Raw genomic sequence first — 26,415 nt, forward strand, 5'->3', positions numbered from 1 at the left:
CCCGCGCCGGGAAGATCGGAATCGGCCGTGCAGAAGTGGAATCTCGATGTCCCGCGCGAAAAACTTGGCGAACTCACGCAACCGAGTACGCCGCTGCCCGTGCCGAAATTCAGCTACTTACACCACGGGCTGCTAGGGATTGAAAAGACTCGTGTTATTACCCAGCCTAACGTTATTAAAGCTTTCGCCGCGATGTTCCTACAGGAGGCGCACAGAACAACGCGAAACTACTCAGCTTTGCAAGGATAAGGTTGGCAAGGAGATCTTTGGCAAGGGTCACCGGATGGAGCCGTACTATACCGCCGCATTTGCTTACTACAAGCTGGAATATCTGTTTCGCAGTGGTAAATTGGAGCGGAAGTGCAAACCTGCTCGATTCCACATCCTTCTCGCGGTGCGCCTTCTCGGGAACCCAGCACAGTTTCCCAAGTTTATGAACTCCCGCGAAATGGAGGACTACTGCAAGCCGCTCCTGACAGCATTATGGGATTCCGCCAAGTGCGATGAACTGATTGGGCGTGCAGCGGGAGTAGTAGAGGCGGCTGCTGGCAGCAATTTCAATCGTGACAATATTCGCACGGAGCCAACCACCAAAAAGGTTATTGCTCAATGCCAGACAGTAATCGCAGCAGAAAAGACGGCAATCGAGTGACAAATCGCTCCGAGAATGAATTTCATGAATTCGAGGCCGAGGGGGCAGTGCCGATTTGTCATTCGAACCCTATTTAGCGCCTTCGTACACCGTCCTTCCGCCCACCACCGTGCGCAGCACTTTTGTCTGCAGAATCTCCGCTGGTGCGACCTTTGTAATGTCGCGGTCCAGCACCACCAAGTCGGCGAGAAATCCTGGTGCAAGCCTTCCCTTCTCTCGCTCGGCGAATTCGGCGTAAGCAGCACCGCTGGTGTAAGCGGCAATAGCCTGATCAATCGAAATCTTCTGTTCCGGCACGTATTCCTGAGTGCCTGCCTCATTCTTGCGCGTGACCGCCGCGTACAGCCCGCGAAACGGCGTAATTGGTTCCACCGGATAATCGGTGCCGAAGGCCAGCACTACGCTATTTCGCAGGAATTCATTCCACGCGTAGGAATGTTTGGCGCGCTCCGCTCCGATGCGCGTGACCGCCCAATTCATGTCCGTCAGCAAATGGTTGGGCTGCATGGAAGCGATGACCTGCAGCTGGCGGAAGCGCGCAAAGTCGTCAGGCGCCACCACCTGCGCGTGCTCAATGCGTAAGCGCAAGCCGCCCAGACGGCGCAGTTGCGGCGCGTTGCGATTCTTTTCTTCGACGTATCGCTCAGCCGTGGCGAAGGCCTGCAGCGCCATGGCGACCCCGCGATCGCCGATGGCGTGGAAGCCCATCTGGAAGCCGGCGGCGGCGCGCTCGGAGGCCATCCGGTCCAGCGCCGCCTGCTCGAACTGCGGCAGGCCGGAGTTTGCGGGCTCATCCGTGTACGGCGCCAGCATGGCCGCCGTATGCGAGCCAATCGAGCCGTCCATGAAGCCCTTCAACATGCCGGTGTGCAGCATGGGGTCCTGCGGCGAGTGGAAGACACGGCGCTGCTCCAGCAGGTCCAGCGGTTGCGGGAACGGCAGCCACTCGGAAATGCGCAGTGTCAGCTTGCCGGCCTTCTCCAGTTCGACGTAGGCGAGGAAGTCTTCCCACTGCGAATTGTCTTGCGCCGAGGTGAGCCCGTAGCGCGCCGCTTCCTGCAGCGCGAGTTCCGCGCCGCGACGCCGTTGCGCCGGCGTCGGCGGCGGCACTTTGCTGCGCACCAGGTTTTGCGCGGTTTCCCGCATGCCTCCCGCAGGTTCGCCGTGAGCGTCGCGATCAATGCGGCCGCCGGGCGGATCCGGCGTGTGCTGGGTGATCCCCGCAATTCTCAGGGCGGCGGAATTGGCGACCAGCATGTGGCCGTCGGTGCGGATGAAGAGTCCAGGATGATCGCCCGTGACCGCATCGAGGTCGTGGCGCGTAGGAATTTTCTGCACCGACCACTTAGTGTCGTCCCAGCCGCGGCCCACGACCCATTCGCCCGGCTCGGCAGTCTTCACGCGTTCCGCGATGCGTGCCTTCATCTCGTCAAGCGACTTGATGCCGGATAACTCGACGTTCAGCTTCTCGAAGCCGCCGTTGGCGAGGTGCAGGTGCGCGTCGTTGAAGCCGGGCATGACGAAACGCCCGCCGAGATCAATCACCTGCGTGTGCGGGCCTTTCAGTTTGCGGATTTCCTCGCTGGCGCCTACGGCCATGATGCGGCCGTTGCGCACCGCAATTGCCTGCGCGCGCGGAAAAACCTTTGCGGGTGCGCCACCGAGGCCTTCCTCCGCGCCGGTGTAGATGTTGCCGTCGAGGAATATCTGGTCGGGGGGGTCGCCCTTGCTGTGTTGTGCGTGCAGGTTCATTGCGGTGAGCAGCAGAATCACGACCACGATTTTCATTCCCCAACTCCGGCCACCGCAAGCGCGATGAGCAGAATGCGCCGCAAGCCGAGATCTCGTCCCGTCGGGTCGTACCACTCGTGCAGCGTGTGCGCGCCGCCGCCCGCGCCGCCGGCGCCGATCGCCACCGCTTCGCGGCCCTGCGAGAGCGGAATATTGGCGTCCGTGGAGGCGCGTTGCAGGCGGGCGTTATTGTCGAGCAGCGCGTCCACCGCCTGCACCACCGCGAGCATCGGGCTGTCGGAGTTAAGGCGCGCCGCAGGACGGCTGCCGATCAGCTTGATGTCGGCGGAAAGTCCGCTCGGCGAGCGCCCGCCGAAGTTGGGGCGCGGCTCCTGCGTGACGGCGCGCTCGATGGAGTCACGCAGCGCGCGCTCCAGGCGTTCCACTTGCTCACCCGCGACGGAGCGAATGTCCACCTTGATGCTGGCCGACTCGGGAATCGAGTTCACCGAGGTCCCGCCGGTGATCACCCCGATGTTAAACGCGGTTTTCGGCGAGGCGGGAACGGGCGTGCGCGAAAACTGGTCAATCGCGCGGGCCAGAACAACGATCGGATTGGGCGTGCCGAAGTCGCTCCAGGAGTGACCGCCGGGACCGAAGACGGTTACCAGGAACCGCTTGCTGCCGAGCGCTTCGGTGACGATGGTGTCGGTGCCGGCGCCGTCGAGCACGAGCGTGGCCGCGATCGCGTCGCGCCAGCGCGGCTCGGCGAATAGGTAGCGCATGCCGCGCACATCGCCTTCTCCCTCCTCGCCGACATTGCCGAGGAACGCCAGCGGCCATTCGGTGCGAATGTCGGCATGGCCCAGCGCGCCCGCCAGCGCCAGCAGAGCGGTGATGCCGGCGCTGTTGTCCGATACGCCGGGGCCGTACAGGCGATTGCCTTCGCGGCGCATATTCAAGCCGGTGCCGGCGGGAAAAACGGTATCAATGTGCGCGGTGATCGCCATGTACTTGGGCTCGTTCTGGGTCGCGAGCCCGGGTCGGATGCCGATCACGTTGCCGATGTCGTCGATGTGCACGTCTTCGAGGCCGAGCTCGCGGAAACGTGCCGCCAGCCACTCGGCGCGCGCGGACTCGCCGAACGGCGGGGCGGGGATGCGCGTCACCTCCATCTGTCGCGCGATGAGCTGCTCTTCGTGGGCGAGAAACCAGGCGGCGGCGGCTTCCACCGGCGCCAGCGCCGCAATCCGCTCCACTTGTTGCGTGGCGGAGATTTGCGCCGAGGTTCGGGACTCCGCGGCAGAAGGGACGTTGGCCATGGCGAAAGCTGGATATTACCCTAAACGCGCGAGCGTGATTTCAGATTTCAGACTGCAGACGGAAGATTGGTCGAGTCCTCTCTCTGCGCGGAGCTGTGCCAATCTTTAGTTCTAACTCTCTAGTGCGTGGTGGACACCGGCGACTGGCAACACTCCAGGATTTCGTTTTCCGTCAACATGCGGTCGGATCGCTTCGCGCGCTGCAAGATGCGCTCCACGATTTCGTCGGTCGCTTGCAGGCCGTGGCGCCCCAGCCAGAAGGTGATGTTGGACTTGCCGCTCATCGGCCCGATCTCGATGATCTGCTCCAGCCCGAAATAATGCGCAGGCACGCCGGAGTACACGTTGTTGGCGAGCTCGACGTCATTCTTCTTGTACGCCTTGATCACCGCGGCCGCGTGCACGCCGGTGCCGGTGCGGTAGGCGTCGTCGCCGACCACGGGATAATTGCGTGGGATGGGCAGGCCGGTGGCGTGCGCGATCGCCTGGCAATACTCCTTCAGCCGGGACAGGTCCTGGCCGTTCCAGGGCGGGATTCCCATCAGCCTCAAATTGACCAGCATCTGGTCCATCTGCGTGTTGCCGACGCGCTCGCCGATGCCCAGCCCGCAGGCGTGCACGCAGTGCACCCCGCCCATCAGCGCCGCCATGGAGTTGGCCAGCGCCATGCCGCGATCGCAATGCCCGTGCCAGTCCACGCGGATCATCATGCCCGACGGGACCACGACCTCCTTGACGATGAAGCGCACCAGGTGAAGCGCGCCCATGGGCGTGGCGTGGCCGCAAGTGTCGCAGATGACAATGGCCCGCGCCCCGCAATCGATGGCCGTCGAGTAAAGGCGCTGGACGGTCTCCGGGTCACAGCGGGTTGTGTCCTCGGTCACGTACATAACGGGCAGGCCGAGCGACACCGCGTACTTCACCGCTCGTTCCGTGGTCTTGAGCAGGAAGTCGTCGCTCCAGCCTTCGGTGTAGCGGCGGATGGGACTGGAGCCGATAAAGGTGGCGGCCTCGATTTCCAAGCCGGTCTTCTGGCTGATCTCGGCGATGGGGCGGATATCGTTCTCGTGCGTGCGCGCCGCGCAGTTCGCCTTGATCCTCATCTTGTGGTTGACGATCTCGCGTGCCAGCGCCGTGGCATGCTCCACCGCGCGCGGGCCGGCGCCGGGCAGGCCGATGTCGACCGAGTTGATGCCCAGCGCCTCCATCAGGTGGAGGATCTCGATTTTTTCCGCGATGGAAGGATCGCGCACCGAGGGCGATTGCAGGCCGTCGCGCAGCGATTCGTCGTTGAGCAGCACCGGCCCGCTGGGCTTGAACTCCGGCCCCGGCACGTTGTTCCAGTCGTAAATCAGGTCAGAACAATTCACGATAGTGTACTTGGATGCATGCTTCTTCCCCGCGAAGCGCGGCCCCGTATGCCGGTTTTATACCTTGAATCCGGCCCTCAACAACAGCGTTTACTTTGAGTCCTTGGGCGGGAGGGTCAGCCCAAATGTCGAAATCATGCCGCGCCCGGCGACGTTGAGGCCGCTGGGGTCCTGCGCATTGGGCAGGTACAGCGTGCGGCAATGCTCGCAGCGGTAGATCTCGGCGTCGGGACCGAACGCCTGCTCCACATCCCCGCAGGCCTTTTCCAGCACGTCGCTCATGTAGAACCAGTGCTTCAGGTGGCCGCCGCAGAGTTTGCCCTTCGCGTCCTTCTCATTGCAGGAGCGCTGCCCGGGCTTTTTCACCTTGATCTTGTGTTTCGCAAGCTGCGGAAAATTGCCGGGTTGTGCCGCGTCCGGGGTCTTTTCGGTGGTCGCCAAGGCCGATACCTCGTGAACTGCCACATTGTGAATGAAAACACGCTATTTTACTGGATAACTCGGATGAGAAGGAAGACTGTTGTAGTCACTGCCGTCACACAAGCGGTTAGTCGTAGTCTGGGGTCGGTTGTTCAGATGGAGTACCGGACTGCGGGCCACCGACTTCGGACCACTAAAACAGGCATGCACGGACCCTCGAAGCACGACAAACTCCTGGTGCGCGCCATCGGGCGCTGGAGCCTGGCGGCGCTGATGTTCAACACCATCATCGGCGCTAGCGTGTTCGGCGTCCCCTCCCTGCTGGCAGCGCGACTGGGAGGGTTGAGCGTGCCGGGCTACCTGATCGCCGCCGCCGGCGTGGGGATTATCGCCGCGTGCCTGGCCGAGGTCGCGTCGCAATTCCGCGAGGCGGGTGGGCCCTACCTTTACGCTCGCACCTCGTTTGGGCCGTTCGTCGCCATCCAGATCGGCTGGATGATGTGGCTGTCGCGCATCTCGGCCACTTCGGCGGTTGCCGACCTGTTCGTCTCCTACCTCACGCAGTTCGTTCCCGCGGTGGAGGCCCCGCTGACGCGCGCGCTGGTGCTGGCGGCGCTGATCTCATTTCTCGCGGTGGTGAACTACCGCGGGGTAAGCGGCGGCACGCAGGTAAGCAACGTCTTCACCGTCGCGAAACTCGGACTGCTGCTTTTCCTGATCGCCGGCGGACTGGCGGCGCTCGCCTTGCACCCGGCAATCCGCGTGACGACGCCGCCGGTTTCGCCCAGAGCCAGCGACTGGTTCGACAGTCTCATCCTGATGGTGTACGCCTACGCCGGATTCGAAGCCGCATTCCTGGTTTCCGGCGAGACGCGAGACCCGCGCAACGACGCACCCTTCGCACTCGCGGTCTCGATCGCAACTGCTACCTTGGTGTTCGTCGCGCTGCAATACGTCGTGATTCACATCGTGCCGGACGTGGCCGCCAGCGCCAAGCCGGCGGCCGACGCGGCGCAGCGCTTTCTCGGGCCGGTGGGAGCATCGCTGGTCGCCGCCGGGGCACTGGTCTCGATTTACGGCTATCTCAGCGCCAACCTGCTGCACGCGCCGCGCCTGACCTTCGCGATGGGCGAGCAGGGAGATTTTCCCGCCTGGTTTGCCGCCGTGCACCCGCGTTTCCGCACGCCTTACGTATCCATCGTGCTGTTCGCGGTGCTGGTGGCGGGTTTTTCCATCGCCGGAAGTTTTCGCTGGAACGCGATCGTCTCGGTGTTGGCGCGGGTTTTCGTTTACGGCGCTGTCGCCGCCGCCCTTCCGGCACTACGGAGAAAGCATCCACACGCCGATGCCTTTCGCCTGCCGGCGGGCAATCTTTTCGCGGCGCTCGCGCTCGCCTTCATGGGCGTGATCGCGACGCGCATCCAGCGCGGCGCGGGCGTGGTGCTCGCAGTTACGCTGCTGGTCGGGTTGGTAACGTGGGTGTGGGCGAGGAAACGAGCGGCGAGATCCGAGTTGTAGGTTGCGAGATCTGAGTTCGATTGCCGCGTTGCTGCCGGTTCACAAACGCCGCCGGAACAGCGATGCCGACGACCGCAGGGCTCCGCGCGCGCGGGCCAGCACGCGGGGCGCAAACAGCCAGTCGGTAAAGGCTTCCATCTGTCGTGCGAAGTCGGGGTTGTAGCCGTACCACCAGGTTTTTTTCATGCGCGGCAGGCGGTCGGAATCGAGGTACTGCACCCAGGTCATTTCTTCCAGGCCGACGCGCCCGTGGGTGCGCCCAATGCCGCTGCACTTGACGCCGCCATGCGGCGCCTCGCTGATCCCGAAGCCGATCACCGCATCGTTCACCAGCACCGTTCCCGCAGCGATGCGGGCCGCCAGCCGTTCGCCGCGGCGGCGATCGCTTGTCCACACGCTGGCGGCAAGACCGAATTCGGAGTCGTTGGCCAGGCGGATGGCTTCGTCATCGGAATCGAAGGCCATGATGGTCAGCACCGGCCCGAAGGTCTCCTCGCGCATGATGCGCATGGAGTGCTCAACCCCCGCGATCACTGTCGGCGCATAGAAATTTGCGCCTATCTCGGTCAGGCGGCGGCCCCCCGCCAGCACGCGCGCGCCGCTGGCGACCGCGTCATCCACCTGCTCTTCGACGATACGCAGTTGCCGCTCGTGGATCATCGGCCCGATGTCGGTGGAGGGATCGGCGCCGTTGCCGACCTTCAGCTTGCCTGTTTTCTCGACGCACAGTTCGAGGAAACGGTCGTGCAGGTTGCGATGCACGTAGCAGCGTTCCACCGACAAGCATGCCTGTCCGGCATTGAAGAACGCGCCCCATACCGCCGCGCTGGAGGCGACGTCCAGGTCGGCGTCATCGAGGACGAGCATCGGGTCCTTGCCGCCGAGTTCGAGCACGACCGGCAGCAGTCGCGCCGCGCAAGCCTGGGCGACGCGGCGTCCGGTGGAAACGCTGCCGGTGAAAATCAGTTTGTCGATGGGCGAGGCGATCAGGGCCGCGCCGGTCGCGCCGTCGCCGATGACGACCTGGAAAACCTCGTCCGGCACGCCCGCTGCCGTCAGCAGCGACTTCAGTTCCAGCGCGCTCAGCGGCGTGAGCTCGGAAGGCTTGAGCACGACCGCATTGCCCATCACGAGCGCGGCCAGCACTTCGCCACCGGGAGTCGAGAAGGGAAAATTCCATGGCGAGATAATACCGACCACGCCGTGCGGACGCCGCAGCAGCCGCCCGGCCTTGGCTTTCATGATCGGATTGCCGTGGGGCACCGGTTCTGCGCGCAGCAATTCCGGCGCCTGCTCGGTGGAAAAGCGCGCCGAGTCGAGCACTAAGACAACTTCGCTCAACATCGATTCCACATACGGCTTACCGGCTTCCGAGGTCACCAGGCGCGCGACGTCTTCCTTCCGCGCGTGCAGAAGCCGTTGGAAGCGGCGGATGACCTCGATGCGATGGTACACGCCGGCGGCGTCCCATGCGGGCTGCGCCGCTCGCGCGCGCTCCACCGCGGCAACAACCGCGGCGTCGGCGGCGCACTCGAACTCGCGCAAAGTCTCGCCGGTGGCCGGATTTACAGCAAGCAAACGGCGGGCGGCGATTTGTGCATCGGTGGCCATTGTTCGCAGACTAGCTTAGATGGACTCAGCAGAAAAAGGAACCACGGATCCCCGCCGATAAGACGGATCGGAAATTAGTTCCGCTTTTATCCGTGTGAATCCGTGTAAGTCCGCGGTCAATATTCGACCGAGATAAGGCAGAGCCCGCTGGCCGGCGCGGTCGCCCCGGGGTTCGCCGACCGGTTGCGCGCCTGCAAAATGCGTGCGATGTCGGTCGCGCGCAAGCTTCCCTTCCCGATCAACAAGAACATGCCCACCAGGTTGCGCACCATGTGGTGCAGGAACCCGCGTCCGCGGATGGTGTAGACAAGCTCATCGCCCGCGCGCAGCCACTGCGAGCAGAAGACAGTGCGCACGTTGGAGGATTCCTGCTCATGTGGCACGGGTCTTTGACCCGTGTAGCCCGGTCGGAGACCGGGCCCACATAGTTCCTCTCGTTTTTCCGGATCAACCGCCGCCAACGATGTGAAATCGTGCTCGCCGACAATCTCGGCCGCCGCCGCAATCATTGCCTGCTGATCCAGGGGGTACGGATGATGGTAAACGTAGCGCGCCAGAAACGGCGGGCAAATGTCGCCACGAAAAATCCGGTATTGGTAACTCTTGGCACGCGCCGACTTGCGGGCATGAAATTCCGCCGGCGCCTCCTCGATGCGCCGCACCCGAATCGCCGCCGGCAGCACATCGTTCAGCGCGACCACCAAATTCGCCGCCGGAATGGAGGAGGCAATCGCGCACGACGCCACCTGCCCGAGCGCGTGCACTCCGGCGTCGGTGCGGCCCGAGCCTTGCGGCATCACGCTCTCGGCGCTGATCCGCCGCAGCGCATCGGCCAGCGTGCCCTGGATGGTCGGGCGATCCGGCTGCACCTGCCAGCCGTAGAAATCGGTGCCGTCGTAGGCGAGGGTGATTTTGAGGTTGCGCATTGTGCGGCCGCACAGCATCTAACATGCCGCGCCGGTGTTTACAAAATCTTACTCAAGCCAACTGCGGTGGGCCGTACCGCGTCGGCTATACTAGTGCGTTTCTGCGAACTGCAGAGGCAGTCGCTGGCAGTTTTTTGAACCCGCCGCGGGGCATTTGCGTATCAACGGTTGACGATTGGGGCCCCCGGCAGTCTATCGCACAGCACTGACTTACGACTTACTGGAGAGAGCGCATGCATTCGAGGTCTTTTTTTGTGTTTCGCGGCAAGCTGTTGATGCTGGCATTCCTGGCCGTCATCACTTGTCCAGGGTGGGCGCAACGGACCGATTATTCCAAGGGCCAACCGCCATTGCCGAACCCCATCGCGCCGTATCAAGGGCGCAGCATCGCTCCCCCGCGTTTCGCCAACAGTCCGCGCATTGACCAGTTGATCAAGGACGGTAAGCTGACGCTGTCGCTGGACGACGCCATCACGCTGGCGCTGGAAAATAACCTCGACCTGGCGATTGCGCGCTACAACCTCGACATCGCCGACACCGACATCCTGCGCACCAAGGCAGGCGCGGCGGCGCGCGGCGTGGCCACCGGCCTGGTACAAGGGACGCCCGGCGGCGGCGGCGGCGGCTTCGGCAGCGGCGCTTCGGGCGCCAGCGCCGGCGGCACTACGAGCGCGGCCGGCGGCGCGGGCACTGGCACCGGCGGTTTGGTCACCTCCACCACCGGCGTTGGACCAACGGTGCCGTCGTTCGACCCGTTCCTTACCGGCACTTTGCAGATCGAGCGCGCGGTGTTCCCACAATCCAACACCGTCGTCGCTGGTGTTCCCGACCTCTCGCAGAACACCGGTACCGCGGACTTCTCCTATAATCAGGGATTCGCCACCGGCACCAACATGAGCGTGGGGTTCAACAATTCCCGCGTTACCACCAACAGCATCCGCACCAGTCTGAACCCGGTGCTCAACAGCAGCTTCCGCCTGACTGTCAGCCAGCACCTGTTGCAAGGCTTCGGCATCGCACCCAACCTACGCTTCATCCGCATGGCCAAGAACAGCCGCGAGATCGCCGACGTTGCCTTCCGCGGCCAGGTGATCTCGACCGTGACCCAGATCCAAAACATCTACTGGGACTTGGTCACGGCCTATGAAGACGTGCGGGTGAAAGAGCGGTCGCTGGGGCTGGCGAACCAGTTGCTGTCCGACACGCAAAAGCAGGTGCAGATCGGCACCCTGGCGCCGATCGAGATCGTGCGCTCGCAGAGCGCGGTCGCCTCCGCCAAGCAGGACCTGATCGTCAGCCAAACGGCGCTGCAGTTGCAGCAGTTGCTGACCAAGAACGCGCTTTCGCGCAACCTGCAGGACCCGGCGCTGGCCGCATCGGAAGTGATCCCAACCGACACAATGGTGATGCCAGCCTCCGAGCCGGTCACCCCCATCCAGGAGCTGGTCAACGACGCCCTGGCGCACCGCTGGGAGTTGGCGCAGTCGCGCATTGACCTCACCAACCGCGACATCAACAAGAAAGCGGCGCGCAGCGCGCTGCTGCCCACGCTCGACCTCTTCGCGTTCTACGGCTCGTCGGCCCTGGGCGGCGTGCAAAATCCGTTCTGTCCCGCCGCCGTCTGTCCCCCAGGTAGCATTCCGACCGTGGGCTACGGTTCAACTTTCGGAAGTCTGTTTGACTCCACCGCGCCCGACAAGGGCATGGGGCTGACGCTGACGATCCCCCTCCGCAACCGCAGCGCGCAGGCCGACCAGGTGCGCTCCGAGTTGGAGTACAGCCAGGCGCAGATGCGGTTGCAGCAGCTCGAGAACCAGATTCGCATCGAGGTGCGAAACGCGCAGTATGCGCTGGAGCAGAACCGGGCGCGCGTCGAGGCCGCCGACGCCGGCGCCAAGCTGGCCGCCGAGAGCCTGGACGCGGAGCAGAAGAAATATCTGCTGGGCGCCTCCACCAATTACGCCGTGCTGCAGTCGCAGCGCGACCTGGCCCAGGCGGATTCGAACCTGCTGGCAGCGCGCGCCGCCTACGAGAAGTCCCGCGTTGAGGTAGACCGCGCCACCGGCCTGACGCTGACGCATCTCGGCATTGATGTCGCTGACGCCGAAACCGCACAGGTCAAGAAAACTCCGAATGTGCCGGGTGTGGTGCCGCGCAGCCAGAATCCGCAGGCGCCGCCGATTACCCCGCAACAGCCCTATACTCAGCCGTTGCCGCCGGGCCAGGCTAGTCCGCTCGGACAGCCCCCGGCGCAACCGCCTCCGCCACACAGTCCGGTCCCTCCGGAACTGAAGTAGGCAGGAGCTAGCAGTTAGGAGTTAGGAGTTAGCGAGGCCGGGTAAGGAGCCCGGCCTTTTTTGTTGCCGGTTTTCCGAAGTGCAGAATTGCCTGGAAGCGAACGAGAACCGGTCGCATCGCGGCTTTTCAATTCGGCAATTTGAAAATTCGGCAATTCGGCAATGGACTGGCCTCTGTGGTTAAATTCCCCCGTGACCCTCTCGGTCGTCATCATCACGCAGAACGAGGAGGAAAACCTTCCGCGCACGCTGCAAAGCGTGGCGGGACTGCTGCGTGACCTCGGGGGCGAGATCATTATCGTGGATTCCGGCTCCACCGACCGCACGCTGGAGATAGCGGCTGCTGCCGGAGCGAGAATTTATCGTGAACCGTGGAAGGGCTTTGCCGGACAGAAGAATTCGGCGCTCGACAAGGCGACCTCCGACTGGGTGCTCTCGCTCGATGCCGACGAGCCTTTGGAAGCAGCGGCGGCGGACGAGATTCGCACATTGCTGGAGCGCGATCCCCAGGTCAACGCCTACTGGATTTCGCGCAAGAATTTCTTTCTCGGTCGGTGGATTCAGCGCGGCGGCTTCTATCCCGACCGCAAGCTGCGCCTGATCCGCCGTGGCGCCGGACAGTGGGTGGAACACGGAGCTCATCCCACGATCCGGGTCACCGGCCCTACCGCCAACCTGCGCCACGCGATGCTGCACTACGCCTATCCCACGTTGCGCGGCTACATCGCGCACATGAACAACTACTCCTCGATGCAGGCCGAGCACATCAACGCGGAGCGCCCGCACGGCTTCGACGTAGTGAACATCATCGTCAATCCGCTGGCCACGTTCGTTTACAACTATGTTGTGCGGTGCGGGTTTCTCGACGGGCGCGAGGGCCTGTTGCTACACCTGTATCATTCAGCCTACGTAAGCTGGAAATACGCCAAGGCCTGGGAACTCTCACGTCGCAAAGGCGTTTAGCGGCATTTTCGGAGCTGGCGATTCAAGTGCGCCAAAGGACTCGCGCGGGCTTCGGCGGTGGCGCCGGCGGCGTCGGATCGGTCTTGGGTGCGGGCGCGGCTTTGCTTTCAGGAGCATTCTTGCTGTCAGGAGCCTTCGGGGTGTCGGCAGGGGCATTAGGGGCCGGTGTGCCGTAGTGCGGATCGGTCGTGTGAATCTTTTCCCGCTTCTTGGCGAGTTCCTGGATCCGGATTCTGGTCAGTTGCTTACTGTCGTCCCACAGCAGTTGAATGAGATTGCGCTGCTTGTCAATGGTGCCGCCTTGCTGTGCCACGACCAGCACCATGACCAGACAGGTCAGGAGCACCATCACACGCGCCCACGGGCTCTTCGCGTCCACCGGTTCACGTTCCAGGAACCCCGCCATTGGCACCTCGCCGTTACCCTAACCCTATGACTTCGCAACCTGAGCGCCATATCACAGCTTCGCAAGTAGTTGAGAACAGGCTGCCTCCGGGCGCGTGCGGACCAGGACTTGCCACCAGCGTGGGCAATCTCTTGCCACCTTTAGGAAAAAGTTTGACCCTCTTTGAAACTCAGGACTGTGTTGCGACCCCGCGACGCATCTCTGTATCATGATTAGTTTGTTTGAATCAAACCTATGGCTGACACCAAGCGCACGGACGAGCAGGTTGCCAAGGCGGGGTCACCAGCACGCGCCGATGCCGCGCATGTTGTGGTGCAAGAGTCTCCTGTAGCCGACGTTTTCACTGACCGGCATCCCTCGCAGTCCGAGAGGAAGTGGGCCGAGACCGCGCTGGCGAAGACTTTCGAGAAAGCACCGGAGAAGCCCATCGGCGCACCCTCGGGCATCAATCTCGACGAGCACGGTCGCGCCCGCTACTCCACCATCTCCGGTTACCCCGTGCGCCGTCTCTACACCCAGGCCGACCTGCCCGAGGACTGGAAATACGACGACTACCTTGGCTACCCCGGCCAGCCGCCCTACACCCGCGGCATTCACGCTTCCGGCTATCGCGGCAAACTTTTCACCATGCGCCAGTTCTCCGGCTTCGCCTCGCCGGAAGAAACCAACGAGCGCTACAAGTACCTGCTCACCCACGGCGGCACCGGCCTGTCGGTTGCCTTCGATCTGCCCACGCTGATGGGCTACGACAGCGACCACCCCTGCAGCGAGGGCGAGGTTGGCAAGTGCGGCGTCGCCATCGATTCGCTCGAGGACATGGAAATCCTCTTCCACGGCATTGACCTGGAGAACGTCACTACCTCCATGACCATTAACTCGCCCGCCTCGGTGCTGTGGGCGATGTACCTGGTCGTCGCCGAGAAGCAGAAAGCCGACTGGAGGAAAATCTCCGGCACCATCCAGAACGACATTCTCAAGGAATACATCGCGCAGAAGGAATACATTTATGCGCCGGCGCCCAGCATGCGCCTGGTGATTGACACCTTCGAGTTCGGCAGCAAGTTCACACCGCGCTTTAACACCATTTCCATCAGCGGTTACCACATCCGCGAGGCCGGCTCCACCGCGCTGCAGGAGTTGGCATTCACCATTTACGACGGCGCTGAGTACGTCGAGTGGGCGCGCCGCCGCGGCCTCGACGTGGACGAGTTCGGGCCGCGCCTCAGCTTCTTCTTCAACGCGCACAGCGATTTTTTCGAAGAGCTTGCCAAGTACCGCGCCGCCCGGAAAATCTGGTACCGGCTGATGAGGGACCGCTTCGGCGCCCAGCACGAGCGCACCCGCCTGCTGCGCTTCCACACCCAGACGGCCGGCGTTTCGCTCACCGCGCAGCAGCCGATGAACAACATCGCGCGCGTCGCTATCCAGGCGCTGGCGGCGGTGCTGGGCGGCACGCAGTCGCTGCACACCGACGCCCACGATGAAGCCCTCGCGCTGCCCACCGCCGACGCCGCCCGCATCGCGCTGCGCACCCAGCAGATCATCGCCTACGAAACCGGCGTCGCGCAAACCATTGACCCGCTGGGCGGCTCGTACTTCCTCGAACGTCTCACCCTCGACATGGAAAAGGGCGCGTTCGACTACTTTGACAAGCTCGACGCGATGGGCGGCATGGTGAAGGCGATCGAGCGCGGCTATCCGCAGAAGGAAATCGCCGAGGCCAGCTACCAGTATCAGCGCGCCGTGGAAAAGCGCGAGAAGGTCATCGTTGGGGTTAACGATTTCACGATTGAGGAAGAATCGCCCTCGATTCTCTACATCGATGACTCGGTGGAGAAGCAGCAAACCGACAAGCTGAAGAAATTGCGCGCACGCCGCAGCAACGACGAAGTCCGCCGCCGCCTCGACGCGCTGAAGAAAGCCGCCGCCGAGGAACCACAAGTTAAGGCCGACGGCGCGATCTCCGATGCCAACACCATGCCCTACATCATCGAAGCCGTTCGCGCCTACGCCACCGTGGGCGAGATCTGCGAAGCGCTGAAACAGGTTTACGGGATCTACGAGGAAGCCAGCATCACGTAGATCGGGTGATCTGGTGATCGGATGATCTGGTGATGAAATGATCTGGTGATGGGATGATCTGGTGATGGGATGATCTGGTGATCGGCTGATTTAGTAATGGGATGATCTGGTGAAGGTCGACATTTCACAATCGTCTCGCCGAAGCCGCGGAGCGGGGGAATTCGTTAGCCCACCGCGGCAGCGGTGGGATGGCTGCGAATCATGACCCACGAGCGCCGGAGGCGCGGCACTCATTCTCAAATCTGAAATTTGCAATCTTCAATTCCTCCACCGCGACAGCCCTCTTCGCTTCATCCGCCTTTTCGGATCGTGAATCGCGCGCAGTCTCCTCTCCCGCGCGCTCGCTGAGGATCGTCTCCAGCAGCGGCAACATTCGGCCGACTTGTCTCGCCCTAATGATGAAATTCCACAACCCCTCAAACTTCTTCCATCCTGCCGAATAGGCGAAATGCCGCAGTCGTCCCTTCCATTCCCGTTTCGACCACGCGCCCCGCAGAATTGACCCCCACCGGTAGAACTGCTCATACGCTCTCCAATACCCGGCCTCCAATTCCTCTGGCGAGAGCTTCGCCGGTTGAAACACGCAATGCCGCGTGTCGTACAGGTCCCAGTTGCTGTGAAGCATTCGTTTTTCTGCCAACATGCGCTGGTGCAGCGCCGTACTGGGATACGGTGTCAGAATATGAAAAGTCGCCGTCTCAATTCCCTGCTCCACCGCCCAGCCAATCGTGCGCTGGAAGACGTCGCCATCGTCCCCGTCCATGCCGAACACGAAGCTGCCGTTAATCATCACGCCATGATCATGCAATCGGCGAATGGTCTTGCCGTAGTCGCGCGCGAAATTCTGCAGTTTGCGCTGCGCGCGCAGGTTGGTCAGATTGGTCGTTTCAAAGCCGATGAACAGGCTGCGCAGCCCGCACGCTACTGCTTTCTCCAGCAAGCCGGGCGTCCATACCGAATTCACGGTCCCCGCCGCCTGCCACAACCTTCCCATGCCGCGCATGCCGTCGAACAGCGCTGACGCGAAGCGCATATTGCCGAACAGGTGATCATCCAGAAAGTAGAGATGACGGCCGGGCAGGCGGCTGATCTCCGCCAGCGCGTCATCCACCGTCTGGGTATAAAACGATCTGCCGCCGCGGAAGAATGCCTCCTTGTAGCAGAAGTCGCACACGTGCGGGCAGCCGCGCGAGACCACGATTGAGTTCGGCACCAGGTACAGGTGACGCTTGATCAACTCACGCCGTATTCGCGGCACGCCGGCCAGCGTGCGCACCCCGGATTCATAGCGCTTGTGGTGATGCCCGCCGGCAAAGTCGCGTAGGAACTGAGGCCACGTATCTTCTCCGGGCCCGAGAAAAATGGCGTCTGCGTGCTCAGCGGCCTCGCCAGGCAGCGAGGTGACGTGCAGGCCGCCCAGGACAACGAACGCGCCCCGCCTGCGGTAGAGGTCGGCCAGCATGTACGAGCGGTATGCCGAGGTGATGTAAGCCTGGATGACGACAAGGTCCGGCGCATCGTCCAGCCGCAACTTCTGAACGTGCTCATCGACAAACTCGACGTCCCAGGAATCGGGGAGATAAGCAGCCAGAGTCGCCAATCCGAGCGGCGGGAACAGCGAGTACTTGATCGGCCGGAACAGGGGGCTGGTCGCCTCCGTCAGGGCGGGCAGGATGAGCTTCACCTTCATGGCCCGCCATATTACGGCAGACTACTTTGTAATGTAAAGTACTTTCTGTCAGAACCTCAGTCCGCCGCCGCTTCCGCTTCCGCCTCTTGCTGCTGTGAACCGAGCGCAACCGCCTTCCCACTCTCTGCCTGATTCACCAACAGCACGCTCGCCAGCACAATGGCCGCTCCAATCAGCATTCGCGCCGTCACCACTTCCCCGCCCAGCGCCCACCCCAACCATACGGCGATGATTGGATTGACATAAGCGTGCGTGCCGACCCGAGCGGCGGTGCTCACCCGCATCAGCCACGTGTACGCGCTGAATGCAATGATGGAACCGAACACGATCAGGTAGCCAAGCGCCAGCACGGATCGCGGCGTGATCCTGCCAAGTTGCACCCGCTCGCCCAAGCCCGTGCCCACGGCGAGCAGCAGTACGCCCCCAGTGAGCATCTGCATCGCTGAGTACATGCCCGAGGAGACGCCTGAAACCGCTCCGCGCGCGTAAATTGCGCCCACCGACCAGAGCACGCCGCCCAGCAGCAGCGCCGCAGTGGCGATCATCTCGCCTTTAGCATCAATGGGCATCAGCACGGCCACGCCGGCGATCCCAAAGGCAAGTCCGGCCAAAGTACCGCCGGAGATCCTGCCTTCCTGCTTCGCCCGGCGCGCCAGCAGCACCATGATCACCGGCTCCAGGGAAACCAGCAGGGCCGCCATCCCCGACGATACCCGCTGCTCCGCCCACGCCAGCAATCCGTGTCCACCCAGAAAGCACAGCGCGCCTGCCAGCACCGCCGGTTTCCACGCAAATCGCGGCGGCGCTGCCTCGCCACGTAACCGCAGATAGGCGAACAGTAGTGTGCCGGCTGCCAGGTGCCGGATTCCCATCATGAGCAGAGGGGGAATGCTCTCGATGGCCACGCGGATGCCCAGGTAGGTGGAGCCCCAGACTACGTAGATGGCGACAAACGCGAGGATCAGCAACGCGGGTTTCGGCCGTCCGTGCATGCCACTCCGGTTCATACCAGCCCTTGATAGCCCCGAAAACGCTCAGGACAGGCAACCGCAAACTGCCAACGTTTCCTGATGTCAGGTGGAGTGAGCCTGATGCAGGCTTTTTCAGCTGGGGGGAGCTGCAGCCATGCCGCTCGAATTGTCTATCCGCCGTTTTGAGGCAAGCCGTGATGACGATATTAGTTTAATCAAGTTTAATATTGACAAACTTAATTAGTATATGTACGTTACTTATGTTTTTAAAATATTAAGTGACGAATATATCTAATGCCACCTGCCCCGAGTGCAAGCAAGCCATGACGGTCAACCGCGTGGCTTGCCCGAACTGCCGGATGTCACTGGAAGGTGAGTTCGAGGTTCCGCCGCTGGGCAGGCTTTCGCCCGACGACCAGGCCTTTGTTATCGCCTTCGTACGCCACCACGGCTCGATCAAGAAGATGGAAGAGTTGTTCGATATCAGCTATCCCACGGTCAAGAACCGTCTTAATGCCATTGGCGCCGCCCTCGACAAGACCTTCGAGGCGCCGTCCCCCAACCTTTACGTCCTGGAGCAACTGGCGCGCGGCGAGATCACCGTCGAGGAAGCCCTGGAACGCATGAATTAAAGAAAGGAATCGCTATGTCGCTGGAAACCCGCAAAGTGCTCGACATGCTCGCTGAAGGCAAGATCACCGCCGCTGATGCGGATAAGCTTCTGGAAAAACTCCGGGCTTCCTCCGCGACTGCCGAAGGAAGCCAGCCCGACGTCTCGGCTGCACAGGACAGAGGACGCTTCGTGCACCGCATGCGTTTCCTGCGCGTCGTGGTGGACGAACCGGGGCGGAAGCAGGTGAACATCCGTTTGCCGCTGGCCTTTGCGCGCGCCGGGATGTCGCTGGCGGGCGTACTTCCCGCCAGCGTGACGGAGAAACTCAAGGAGCGCGGCATTGACCTCGACCGGGTGCGTCTCCACACCGGCAAGTGGGATGACGTGACCGACAAGGTCTTCGAGGAACTCAACCTGGATGTGGACAAGGGCGACGGCAAGAAGGTCAGGATTTTTTGCGAGTAGCGGACAAGCAGCGCGCGTGAGAAGCCGGGCATCTGATGGCTGACATGCGCACTTTGCTCGTGATCGGCATTCTGATGATCGTGCTGGGTGTCGTTTCCCTGCTCGTCGGCGTGCCCCAACGCCAAAGCAGCGGCATAAAGATCGGCGGCGCTCGGATTGGCGTGCAGACCCAAACCTCGGAACGCATTCCCCTTCCTGCCTCGATCGCGCTCATCATGGGCGGCGTGGTGCTGGCGGCGGTCGGCGGACGATCGGCCCGCTAGGTTTTACAAGTTTTTACCACCCCGCCGAATCTGAAGCTCGGATCGGGAAATCTATAATTCCGTCATGCGTCACGCCATCAACCACCTGAAGAAGTCCGACCCCGTCATGGCCTCAATCATCGCCCGGGTTGGCCCCTTCCGCCTTGATCGTCGCCCCGCCACCTTCGAAGCCATGGTCCGCGCCATCGTTTTTCAGCAACTCGCCGGCGCCGCCGCCCGCACCATCTATCAGCGCCTGCAAAATGCTTGCGAGCAGGCCGTCGGCGGCCAGGACACCGAGCGCTCTCTCTACGGCGGCTTCCGAATCACGCCCGAATCGGTGCTCGCGCTCAGCGAAGAACAGATGCGCGCCTGCGGCCTCTCGCGCCAGAAGCTCAGCTACATTCGCGACCTGGCGCAAAAAACCATCGCCCGCGACGTGGACTTCGCCAGCCTCCCCAACATGTCCGACGAGCACGTCATCGAGCACCTGACGCGCGTCAAGGGAGTTGGCGTCTGGTCGGCGCAGATGTTCCTCATCTTCGCCCTGGGCCGCCTCGACGTGATGCCCACCGCCGATCTTGGCATCAACATGGCGATCTGCAAGGCTTACGGCAAGCGCAAAATCCCCAAGCCGAAGCAGATTTTAAAGTTCTCGGAAAAATGGAAGCCCTACCGCTCGCTGGCCTGTTGGTACCTGTGGCGCTCGGTGGACAAGCCTGCGGAAAAAACTCAGCCACAGAGGGCACGGAGGAATGCGAAAGCCAAGAAGGCGAGCGCTTCTTAGTTGCGGTTAGGCCTCGGACCGGCACTGCGGCACATGACGCTGTGCTTCCTAGGCGCGCCCTTGCGGCTTGCGCCCATTCTGGTCCTCGTTGACCGCGTACATCCACCCGTTTAGCTATTGTTCTCCGTGTCCTCTGTGGTTAAATAGTGACCTGCCATGCCCGGCGAACGCAAAATCCGTGTGCTCGTTGCCAAACCCGGCCTGGACGGGCACGATCGCGGCGCCAAGGTCATCGCGCGCGCCCTGCGCGATGCCGGCATGGAGGTCATCTACACCGGCCTGCGCCAGACCCCCGAGATGATCGTCAACGCGTCCCTCCAGGAAGACGTGGACGTGATCGGCCTCTCCATTCTCTCCGGAGCGCACAACGCCATCGTCCCGCGCGTTATGGACTTGCTGAAGCAAAACAATATGGATGACGTGCTGGTGCTGGTCGGCGGCATCATCCCCGATCAGGACGTGCCGCTGCTGAAGGAAAAAGGGGTCGCCGGAATTTTCCAGCCCGGCACCGCTATGGACGAGATCATCCAGTTCATCCGCCAGCACGTGAAGCCGCGCGGCATTCCAGCCGGCACGTAAAGCAAATGCTTAACCACGGATCGCTACAAGATTTGCACGGATCAAACTTTTTTCTTGTCTGATCCGTGTTCATCCGTGTAAATCCGTGGTTCGGTCTTATGCCGGACACTCACTACACGCTTGAGGCGCGCGATGCCGCACTGATTCTTCGCCTCGTCTCGCCCGACGGCACCAATCGCCTAACGCGCGCCTGCGTCCTCACACTAACCGAAAAACTTCGCGAACTCGCCCGCGAGCCGCTCCCGCTCATCATTACCGGCAATCACAAATTCTTTTCTGCGGGTGCGGAGTTGGAGGAAATCGTCGCTCTCACCGGCCCTGCGGCGTACCAGTTCTCCCTCATGGGCCAGGCGCTGATGAACGAGGTGGACCGCTTCCCTGCCCGCGTCATGGCCGCGGTGTCCGGCTACTGCATGGGCGGCGGGTTCGACTTGGCGCTCGCCTGCCATCGCCGCATCGCCTCGCCACACGCCGTCTTTGGACATCGCGGCGCCGCCCTGGGCCTGATAACCGGCTGGGGAGGAACGCAGCGCCTGCCGCGACTGGTCGGCAAGGCCCGCGCCTTGCAGATGATGATCGAAGCGGAAAAAGTCCACGCCCGCGAGGCCCTCCGCATCGGCCTGGTGGACGCCATCGCCGACGACCCGATCAGCGCGGCGATCACGATGCTCACCAAAGTTGGCAGTTGGCAGCCGGTAGTCCGTAGCCCAGCGCGGATCTCGCCCTGAAGCTACACCACTGACGGCTGATGGGAGAGCCCACTAGCTCGCAGATTGAGCCTGAGTCGATTTACTCTACACCTTCTACCGGTCCCCGTTGAGGGCGCGCCGTTTGCCCGCGCCACCTTGCGGGATTTATGCTGTCTCCATGGCACCGCGTTCTCGCGCATCCTGGTCGGACGACGAAGCGCGCGAGTACGCCACCATCCTCGAGCTCGCCAGCGACGCCGTCTTGGTGCTTGATCTGGAAGGCAAGATTCGGTTCTGGAACCGCGGCGCCGAGCGCCTCTATGGCTGGACCAGCGGCGAGGTCCTGGGCAAGTCTGCTCACGAACTGCTGCGCTCCGAACTCCCGGTTCCGCGCGCGGAGATTCTTGCCGCCGTTCGCGTGCAGGGGGAATGGCGCGGCGAGATTATCCACATCAACAAGGAAGGGCTCGGCGTAGTTGTTGCCACCCGCTGGACTCCCCGCGTCGATGCCAACGGTAAGTTGATTGGGACCTTCGAGATCAACCGCGACCTCACCGAAGAGAAGCGACGGCAAGAAAACATCCGCAACGCCGAGCGCCTGGCCACTCTCGGACGCCTGGCCGCCACCGTCGCGCACGAAATCAACAATCCGCTCGATGTCCTCAACAATATTTTCTATCTCTTAAAGCAGCAGCCGCTCTCGGGCGCCGCCAGCGCCCTGGTTCAGCAAGCCGAACTCGAGGTGAAGTGCATTGCCGACATCACCAACGCCACTCTCCGCTACTCGCGATCCAGCGGGCAGCCGGCTCAGACCAGCCTGAGCGATATCCTGGACAACGTGCTGGCGATGCACTCGGGACAAATCCGCACCCGGAATGTCCAGGTTGAAAGGCGCTATCGTACGGAAGGAAATGTGATCGCGCGCGCAGGGGAACTGCGGCAGGTATTCGCCAACCTGGTCGGTAACGCGCTTGACGCCCTTCCTGCCGGCGGCCGCCTTCGAGTGAGCTTGACCGGAGGCGGCTCCAACGGCTTCTTCGTTGCCATCGCCGACCACGGCACCGGCATATCTCCCGCGGTCCGCGAAAAGATCTTCGAACCCTTCTTCACCACCAAGGGCGCCAGCGGTACCGGCCTCGGACTCTGGATCGCGCGCGGCATCGTCCGCAACCACGGCGGAACCATCCGCGTGCGCAGCTACACCCAGCCCGGCCGCTCCGGGACCGTTTTCATGCTCTGGATTCGGAAAAGCCTGCATGGGCAGGAATGCAGCGAGTCTGTCGCCTGACCGCGCCGCCTACATGGCGTTCGCTTGTTTTTCCGCGATGTCGCCGATGACCGGCAGTTTCCACATCTGGCCGTTGTAGGCCTTCATCAGCATCAGCACCCAAAGGATCAGCCCCCCGAGCCCGCACAGCGGCCACACCAGGATCATTGCCCAACCCAGAATCGGCATCGCGCCCACAAACGTAAGCGCCACCCACAGGATTGTCCACGCGACGTAGAAGAAGATGGACTGGAATGCATGGAAACGGATGAAGCGGTTTCGGTTGTACGGCTCGATGACCAGAAAGATGATGGCAGGAACGATCGTCACGTAGGCCAGCAGGCCGGCCACGTTGTCGGTAAGCCCACCGGCTGCCGGCGCCGCCGCCCCTCGCCCGGCCGAGGGCCCCGCCGGCTTGCCGCAACCCGGGCAGTTGTTCGCGTTGTCCGGTAATTGCGCACCACAGTTGGAGCAGAACCGCGCCATATATATCGCCTCCCGATATTGTCCGAGGTTTTTCTTAAGCGCGTGCGTTTGCCGTCCGCGCCCATCCCGGTCGGCGCGCACATTATCAGAACGATGCCCGCAACGCAATGTGAAGGGCAGCTCAAATGCGCGGACCCGCGCCTGCATTGCGGTTTTGGGCTAGACGAAGCGTCCCGACTTTCGCCGGCACGCTTCGCATACGCCGTAGATCTGGAACGTATGCCGCGTCGTCAGGTAGTGGTGTTTCCGCCCAATCTCCTGCTCCAGCCTCCCCACCTCCGGCGAGAAGAACTCCACCGAGCCTCCACATTCCGTGCACACCATGTGGTGGTGATTGCGACGGTTGTACTGGTGCTCATATCGCGTGATGCCGTCGTGAAACGCCACCTCGCTCGCCAATCCGCATTCCGCCAGCAGTTTCAGCGTGCGGTACACGGTCGTGAACCCGATCTTCGGGTCCTTCCTCTTCACCAGCCGGTGCAGCGCGTCGACGGAGAGATGTTCGCGTGTTTCCAGGAAAGTCCGCAGGATGGTATCCCTTTGCTCCGTGTGCTTCAGGCCGACCTTTTTCAGATGATCGTGAAAGATGCCCTCGGCTTCGCGCACGTTCTCCCGCGAAATCGACGGCTGATCGTCCACGCGTTTCTGGAGTGTGGTCACAACGCTCAATTCCCCGCATCAGGATATCACCGCGGTTTCATCGCCTGGTTTCAAAAACGGCGCTTGCGGGGCGTGTCTTCAGCTGCGCCACCTGAAGCCTCCCTCTGCCGCTGCTAGAATCAAACGCCATGGCCACCGCCACCCTTACTGCTCCGCGACGCTCCGCGCGTTTGCTCCTCCATGTCGTTGTGCTTGTTGTCGTCGTGCTCTTGCTCGCGACGGCGGGCGCTTGCTGGTGGTTCTATGCCGCCGCCCGCGCTTCCCTTCCTCAACTTGACGGCGCCCTGCGCCTGCAAGGGCTTTCTGCGCCGGTCGGCGTCATCCGGGACGCCCATGGCGTACCGCACATCAGCGCTGCCAACATGGACGACCTGGTCTTCGCGCAAGCCTATGTCACCGCCCAGGATCGCCTCTGGCAGATGGATATGACCCGGCGCTACATCGCCGGCGAACTCGCCGAAGTCCTCGGCCCCGACTACGTGAAAAACGACCGCCTCCAGCGCACCCTCGGCATGCGTCAGGTGGCGCAGCGCGCGGCCGCATCCATGTCCGATACCGATCGCCGCCTCCTCGACTCCTACGCTCGCGGCGTCAACGCCTACATCGACTCGCATCACTCCTCGCTGCCCATCGAATTCCGCGTGCTCGGCTACGCGCCGCGTCCCTGGTCGCCGGAAGACACCTTCCTCATCGCCTGCATGTTCAACGAAATGCTGAACCTGTATTCCATGGACGACATGCTCGCCCGCGAGCGCGTCCTGGCGCGTCTCCCCGCCGACCTCGGCCCCGACCTGTTCCCCAACACTTCCTGGCGCGATCACCCACCCTCCGCCACCAACGAGCCGAAAGACGGGCGACCCACGCCATCCACTGCCATCACATCTGCGGTATCGCGACGTCGCGATTGGTACTCGGAATCTGGCTCTTGGCCGGGTTTGCCAACTACCAACTCCCAACTACCAGCTACCGAGTTTTTCCCCGGCTCCAACAACTGGGTCGTCTCCGGCGCCCACACCGTCTCCGGCAAGCCGCTGCTCTCCAACGACATGCACCTCCAACACCACATTCCCAACGTCTGGTACGAGGTGCACCTCACCAGTGGTGACTTCGACGCCGCCGGCGTCACCGCCCCCGGCTTGCCACTGGTGCTGGTCGGACATAACCGCCGCATCGCCTGGGGCTTCACCAATCTCGGCCCCGCCGTCACCGATCTCTACATCGAAACCTTTAATAGCAGCGGCCAATACCAGGCGCCTGATGGATGGCGTGCGCCGCAACACCGCCACGAACTCATTCACGTTAAGGGCAAGCCCGACGTCGCCGTGGACGTCACCATCACTCGCCACGGTCCCATCGTCACCGGCATCATTCCCGGCGAGACGCGCCCGCTCGCGCTCCGGTGGACGCTTTGGGACACGCAGTTGTTGACTTCCACTTTTGAAGCCATTCGCCAAGTCGACCAAGCCAGCAACTGGGATGAGTTCCGCCGCGCCGCCGCACGCTTCGGCGGCCCCGGCCAAAACGTTGTTTACGCGGATGTGGACGGACACATCGGCTACCAGGCGACTGGGTGGGTTCCGCTGCGCAAGTCCGGTGACGCCACCAGGCCCGTGCCCGGCAACGTAGACGCTTTCGACTGGAATGGCTATCTGCCGTTCGAGCAGATGCCCGGCGTCTTCGACCCCGAGTCCGGCATCATCGGTACCGCCAACGGCCGCGTCGTTCCGGACGGCTACCCGCATCTGATCAGCGCTGAGTGGATGCCTCCCTACCGCACCGAGCGCATCTACCAATTCCTGCAATCGGGCAAGAAATTTTCCGCCGCCGACATGATCGCGCTTCAGACCGACATCTACTCCGATCTCGACCGCTTCTTCGCCCAGCGCTTCGCCGCCGCCGTAGACCACACGCCCAGCGCGTCTCCGCGCGCGCGCCAGGCTGCCGGCCTGATGCGCAACTGGGACGGTCGCCTCACCATCGATTCCGTCGCGCCCAGCATCGCCGTCGCCGCCCGGCGTCAGTTGCAGCGCTTGCTCCTCGAACCGCTGCTCGGGCCCGCCGATGAGAACAGCAGAGTCGCCACCGGCTGGCGCCAGTACACTCGGCACAACTCGTCTGTCTGGATGGAGAACCTGCTCACCAACCAGCCGCAACGCTGGCTGCCCAAGTCATATAAGTCGTGGGACGATCTTTTGACCGCCGCCGTGGAACAAACCATCAACCAAAAAGACGTCCCGAGCGACCTCTCCTCCTGGCATTGGGGACGGGCTCATCCCGTCTACCTGCAACATCCCATATTCGGCCGCGTGCCCCTGCTCCGCCGCTGGACCGGACCGGACATTCAGCCACAGTCCGGCGATGGCAACACCGTCAAGCAGGTAGGATTGGGCTTCGGTCCCTCGGAACGCCTCACGGTGGATTTCGCTAACCTCGACGCCTCAACCCTGAACATCGTCACCGGCCAGTCCGGCAACTTCCTCAGCCCTTACTACATGGACCAGTGGCAGGCCTGGTACCAGGGCACAACCTTCTCGCTTCCCTTCTCTCCAGGTGCGGTGCAGAAGTCCAGCGCGCACGAATTGAAGTTGGAACCGAAGTAGCTCTTAGCTATTGGCTCTTAGCTTTGAGCTTGAGCTTTCGGCTTTCAGCTCTCCATTTCAACCTCGAG

25 protein-coding genes are annotated in these 26,415 nt (G+C 62.6%); 14 read left to right on the top strand and 11 right to left on the bottom strand.

What is annotated here, in order from left to right; all coding sequences use genetic code 11:
• On the top strand, positions 1 to 249 hold a 249-nt coding region (locus LAN64_10795; GenBank protein ID MBZ5568322.1), incomplete at its 5' end, for a hypothetical protein.
• A 34-nt stretch (positions 250 to 283) separates the two neighbouring features.
• Positions 284 to 652, top strand: a complete 369-nt coding sequence (locus LAN64_10800; protein ID MBZ5568323.1) for a hypothetical protein — start codon at positions 284 to 286, stop codon at positions 650 to 652.
• A 69-nt stretch (positions 653 to 721) separates the two neighbouring features.
• Here LAN64_10800 and LAN64_10805 read toward each other — a convergent pair whose 3' ends face one another.
• The 4 genes from LAN64_10805 to LAN64_10820 all read right to left on the bottom strand — a co-directional run bounded on the left by LAN64_10805 (position 722) and on the right by LAN64_10820 (position 5,516).
• Positions 722 to 2,440, bottom strand: a complete 1,719-nt coding sequence (locus LAN64_10805; GenBank protein MBZ5568324.1) for an amidohydrolase — start codon at positions 2,438 to 2,440, stop codon at positions 722 to 724.
• Positions 2,437 to 3,705: a M20/M25/M40 family metallo-hydrolase gene (locus LAN64_10810; protein ID MBZ5568325.1), complete on the bottom strand. Its 1,269-nt coding sequence runs from the start codon at positions 3,703 to 3,705 to the stop codon at positions 2,437 to 2,439. The genes LAN64_10805 and LAN64_10810 overlap by 4 nt, the downstream gene beginning before the upstream one ends.
• Positions 3,706 to 3,824: 119 nt before the next feature.
• Positions 3,825 to 5,078, bottom strand: coding sequence for a LeuA family protein (locus LAN64_10815; protein MBZ5568326.1), 1,254 nt, complete (start codon positions 5,076 to 5,078; stop codon positions 3,825 to 3,827).
• A gap of 87 nt (positions 5,079 to 5,165) precedes the next feature.
• Positions 5,166 to 5,516, bottom strand: coding sequence for a hypothetical protein (locus LAN64_10820; GenBank protein ID MBZ5568327.1), 351 nt, complete (start codon positions 5,514 to 5,516; stop codon positions 5,166 to 5,168).
• Positions 5,517 to 5,699: 183 nt separating this feature from the next.
• On the opposite strand from LAN64_10820, the gene LAN64_10825 reads away from it, so the two are divergent.
• Positions 5,700 to 7,013 carry an APC family permease gene (locus tag LAN64_10825; GenBank protein ID MBZ5568328.1) on the top strand — a complete coding sequence of 438 codons (1,314 nt, stop codon included), beginning with the start codon at positions 5,700 to 5,702 and terminating at the stop codon, positions 7,011 to 7,013.
• Between the two features lie 39 nt (positions 7,014 to 7,052).
• Here the strand turns inward: LAN64_10825 and LAN64_10830 are convergent, their stop codons facing one another.
• Both LAN64_10830 and LAN64_10835 read right to left on the bottom strand, forming a co-directional pair.
• Positions 7,053 to 8,624 carry an aldehyde dehydrogenase family protein gene (locus LAN64_10830; protein ID MBZ5568329.1) on the bottom strand — a complete coding sequence of 524 codons (1,572 nt, stop codon included), beginning with the start codon at positions 8,622 to 8,624 and terminating at the stop codon, positions 7,053 to 7,055.
• A gap of 116 nt (positions 8,625 to 8,740) precedes the next feature.
• A complete protein-coding gene (locus tag LAN64_10835; GenBank protein MBZ5568330.1) occupies positions 8,741 to 9,550 on the bottom strand; it encodes a tRNA pseudouridine(38-40) synthase TruA in 810 nt (269 codons plus the stop codon).
• Positions 9,551 to 9,783: 233 nt separating this feature from the next.
• Here LAN64_10835 and LAN64_10840 point away from each other — a divergent pair, with 233 nt between their 5' ends.
• Positions 9,784 to 11,847 (top strand): TolC family protein, encoded by a 2,064-nt coding sequence (locus tag LAN64_10840; protein MBZ5568331.1) that lies wholly within the window; start codon positions 9,784 to 9,786, stop codon positions 11,845 to 11,847.
• Positions 11,848 to 12,009: 162 nt separating this feature from the next.
• Positions 12,010 to 12,810, top strand: coding sequence for a glycosyltransferase family 2 protein (locus LAN64_10845; GenBank protein ID MBZ5568332.1), 801 nt, complete (start codon positions 12,010 to 12,012; stop codon positions 12,808 to 12,810).
• Positions 12,811 to 12,832: 22 nt separating this feature from the next.
• Here the strand turns inward: LAN64_10845 and LAN64_10850 are convergent, their stop codons facing one another.
• Complete coding sequence (locus LAN64_10850) at positions 12,833 to 13,216, bottom strand: hypothetical protein (protein MBZ5568333.1); 384 nt, start codon at positions 13,214 to 13,216, stop codon at positions 12,833 to 12,835.
• A gap of 234 nt (positions 13,217 to 13,450) precedes the next feature.
• On the opposite strand from LAN64_10850, the gene LAN64_10855 reads away from it, so the two are divergent.
• Positions 13,451 to 15,298 carry a methylmalonyl-CoA mutase family protein gene (locus LAN64_10855; GenBank protein MBZ5568334.1) on the top strand — a complete coding sequence of 616 codons (1,848 nt, stop codon included), beginning with the start codon at positions 13,451 to 13,453 and terminating at the stop codon, positions 15,296 to 15,298.
• A 199-nt stretch (positions 15,299 to 15,497) separates the two neighbouring features.
• On the opposite strand, the gene LAN64_10860 is transcribed toward LAN64_10855, so the two are convergent.
• Together LAN64_10860 and LAN64_10865 are read right to left on the bottom strand one after the other, a co-directional pair.
• Positions 15,498 to 16,988, bottom strand: coding sequence for a B12-binding domain-containing radical SAM protein (locus LAN64_10860; GenBank protein MBZ5568335.1), 1,491 nt, complete (start codon positions 16,986 to 16,988; stop codon positions 15,498 to 15,500).
• Between the two features lie 56 nt (positions 16,989 to 17,044).
• On the bottom strand, positions 17,045 to 17,995 hold the full coding sequence (locus tag LAN64_10865; protein MBZ5568336.1) for an EamA family transporter: 951 nt from the start codon (positions 17,993 to 17,995) through the stop codon (positions 17,045 to 17,047).
• Positions 17,996 to 18,282: 287 nt separating this feature from the next.
• Here LAN64_10865 and LAN64_10870 point away from each other — a divergent pair, with 287 nt between their 5' ends.
• The 7 genes from LAN64_10870 to LAN64_10900 all read left to right on the top strand — a co-directional run bounded on the left by LAN64_10870 (position 18,283) and on the right by LAN64_10900 (position 22,622).
• A complete protein-coding gene (locus LAN64_10870) occupies positions 18,283 to 18,591 on the top strand; it encodes a DUF2089 domain-containing protein (GenBank protein MBZ5568337.1) in 309 nt (102 codons plus the stop codon).
• Between the two features lie 14 nt (positions 18,592 to 18,605).
• Positions 18,606 to 19,037 carry a hypothetical protein gene (locus tag LAN64_10875; protein MBZ5568338.1) on the top strand — a complete coding sequence of 144 codons (432 nt, stop codon included), beginning with the start codon at positions 18,606 to 18,608 and terminating at the stop codon, positions 19,035 to 19,037.
• A 44-nt stretch (positions 19,038 to 19,081) separates the two neighbouring features.
• Positions 19,082 to 19,300, top strand: coding sequence for a hypothetical protein (locus LAN64_10880; protein MBZ5568339.1), 219 nt, complete (start codon positions 19,082 to 19,084; stop codon positions 19,298 to 19,300).
• A gap of 64 nt (positions 19,301 to 19,364) precedes the next feature.
• Positions 19,365 to 20,066, top strand: a complete 702-nt coding sequence (locus tag LAN64_10885) for a DNA-3-methyladenine glycosylase (GenBank protein ID MBZ5568340.1) — start codon at positions 19,365 to 19,367, stop codon at positions 20,064 to 20,066.
• A 156-nt stretch (positions 20,067 to 20,222) separates the two neighbouring features.
• A complete protein-coding gene (locus LAN64_10890; protein ID MBZ5568341.1) occupies positions 20,223 to 20,645 on the top strand; it encodes a cobalamin B12-binding domain-containing protein in 423 nt (140 codons plus the stop codon).
• Positions 20,646 to 20,743: 98 nt separating this feature from the next.
• The gene (locus tag LAN64_10895; protein ID MBZ5568342.1) at positions 20,744 to 21,373 is read left to right on the top strand and encodes an enoyl-CoA hydratase/isomerase family protein; all 630 of its coding nucleotides are present in this window, start codon (positions 20,744 to 20,746) and stop codon (positions 21,371 to 21,373) included.
• Between the two features lie 139 nt (positions 21,374 to 21,512).
• Positions 21,513 to 22,622 carry a PAS domain S-box protein gene (locus tag LAN64_10900; protein ID MBZ5568343.1) on the top strand — a complete coding sequence of 370 codons (1,110 nt, stop codon included), beginning with the start codon at positions 21,513 to 21,515 and terminating at the stop codon, positions 22,620 to 22,622.
• 9 nt (positions 22,623 to 22,631) lie between these two features.
• On the opposite strand, the gene LAN64_10905 is transcribed toward LAN64_10900, so the two are convergent.
• Together LAN64_10905 and LAN64_10910 are read right to left on the bottom strand one after the other, a co-directional pair.
• Positions 22,632 to 23,087, bottom strand: coding sequence for a DUF4870 domain-containing protein (locus tag LAN64_10905; protein MBZ5568344.1), 456 nt, complete (start codon positions 23,085 to 23,087; stop codon positions 22,632 to 22,634).
• Between the two features lie 159 nt (positions 23,088 to 23,246).
• Positions 23,247 to 23,693 carry a transcriptional repressor gene (locus LAN64_10910; protein MBZ5568345.1) on the bottom strand — a complete coding sequence of 149 codons (447 nt, stop codon included), beginning with the start codon at positions 23,691 to 23,693 and terminating at the stop codon, positions 23,247 to 23,249.
• Positions 23,694 to 23,875: 182 nt separating this feature from the next.
• On the opposite strand from LAN64_10910, the gene LAN64_10915 reads away from it, so the two are divergent.
• Positions 23,876 to 26,347 (top strand): penicillin acylase family protein, encoded by a 2,472-nt coding sequence (locus LAN64_10915; protein ID MBZ5568346.1) that lies wholly within the window; start codon positions 23,876 to 23,878, stop codon positions 26,345 to 26,347.
• Positions 26,348 to 26,415: the final 68 nt, after the last annotated feature.

Source organism: Terriglobia bacterium (assembly GCA_020073185.1).
In the GTDB taxonomy this organism is placed as follows: domain Bacteria; phylum Acidobacteriota; class Terriglobia; order Terriglobales; family Acidobacteriaceae; genus JAIQGF01.

Bases quoted from the DNA above. Each gene is read 5' to 3' on its own strand.
- LAN64_10800 (MBZ5568323.1), top strand. From the start codon at position 284: ATGGAGCCGTACTATACCGCCGCATTTGCTTACTACAAGCTGGAATAT.
- LAN64_10805 (MBZ5568324.1), bottom strand. From the start codon at position 2,440: ATGAAAATCGTGGTCGTGATTCTGCTGCTCACCGCAATGAACCTGCAC.
- LAN64_10810 (MBZ5568325.1), bottom strand. From the start codon at position 3,705: ATGGCCAACGTCCCTTCTGCCGCGGAGTCCCGAACCTCGGCGCAAATC.
- LAN64_10825 (MBZ5568328.1), top strand. From the start codon at position 5,700: ATGCACGGACCCTCGAAGCACGACAAACTCCTGGTGCGCGCCATCGGG.
- LAN64_10830 (MBZ5568329.1), bottom strand. From the start codon at position 8,624: ATGGCCACCGATGCACAAATCGCCGCCCGCCGTTTGCTTGCTGTAAAT.
- LAN64_10835 (MBZ5568330.1), bottom strand. From the start codon at position 9,550: ATGCGCAACCTCAAAATCACCCTCGCCTACGACGGCACCGATTTCTAC.
- LAN64_10840 (MBZ5568331.1), top strand. From the start codon at position 9,784: ATGCATTCGAGGTCTTTTTTTGTGTTTCGCGGCAAGCTGTTGATGCTG.
- LAN64_10845 (MBZ5568332.1), top strand. From the start codon at position 12,010: ATGGACTGGCCTCTGTGGTTAAATTCCCCCGTGACCCTCTCGGTCGTC.
- LAN64_10850 (MBZ5568333.1), bottom strand. From the start codon at position 13,216: ATGGCGGGGTTCCTGGAACGTGAACCGGTGGACGCGAAGAGCCCGTGG.
- LAN64_10855 (MBZ5568334.1), top strand. From the start codon at position 13,451: ATGGCTGACACCAAGCGCACGGACGAGCAGGTTGCCAAGGCGGGGTCA.
- LAN64_10860 (MBZ5568335.1), bottom strand. From the start codon at position 16,988: ATGAAGGTGAAGCTCATCCTGCCCGCCCTGACGGAGGCGACCAGCCCC.
- LAN64_10865 (MBZ5568336.1), bottom strand. From the start codon at position 17,995: ATGAACCGGAGTGGCATGCACGGACGGCCGAAACCCGCGTTGCTGATC.
- LAN64_10870 (MBZ5568337.1), top strand. From the start codon at position 18,283: ATGACGGTCAACCGCGTGGCTTGCCCGAACTGCCGGATGTCACTGGAA.
- LAN64_10875 (MBZ5568338.1), top strand. From the start codon at position 18,606: ATGTCGCTGGAAACCCGCAAAGTGCTCGACATGCTCGCTGAAGGCAAG.
- LAN64_10880 (MBZ5568339.1), top strand. From the start codon at position 19,082: ATGCGCACTTTGCTCGTGATCGGCATTCTGATGATCGTGCTGGGTGTC.
- LAN64_10885 (MBZ5568340.1), top strand. From the start codon at position 19,365: ATGCGTCACGCCATCAACCACCTGAAGAAGTCCGACCCCGTCATGGCC.
- LAN64_10890 (MBZ5568341.1), top strand. From the start codon at position 20,223: ATGCCCGGCGAACGCAAAATCCGTGTGCTCGTTGCCAAACCCGGCCTG.
- LAN64_10895 (MBZ5568342.1), top strand. From the start codon at position 20,744: ATGCCGGACACTCACTACACGCTTGAGGCGCGCGATGCCGCACTGATT.
- LAN64_10900 (MBZ5568343.1), top strand. From the start codon at position 21,513: ATGGCACCGCGTTCTCGCGCATCCTGGTCGGACGACGAAGCGCGCGAG.
- LAN64_10905 (MBZ5568344.1), bottom strand. From the start codon at position 23,087: ATGGCGCGGTTCTGCTCCAACTGTGGTGCGCAATTACCGGACAACGCG.
- LAN64_10915 (MBZ5568346.1), top strand. From the start codon at position 23,876: ATGGCCACCGCCACCCTTACTGCTCCGCGACGCTCCGCGCGTTTGCTC.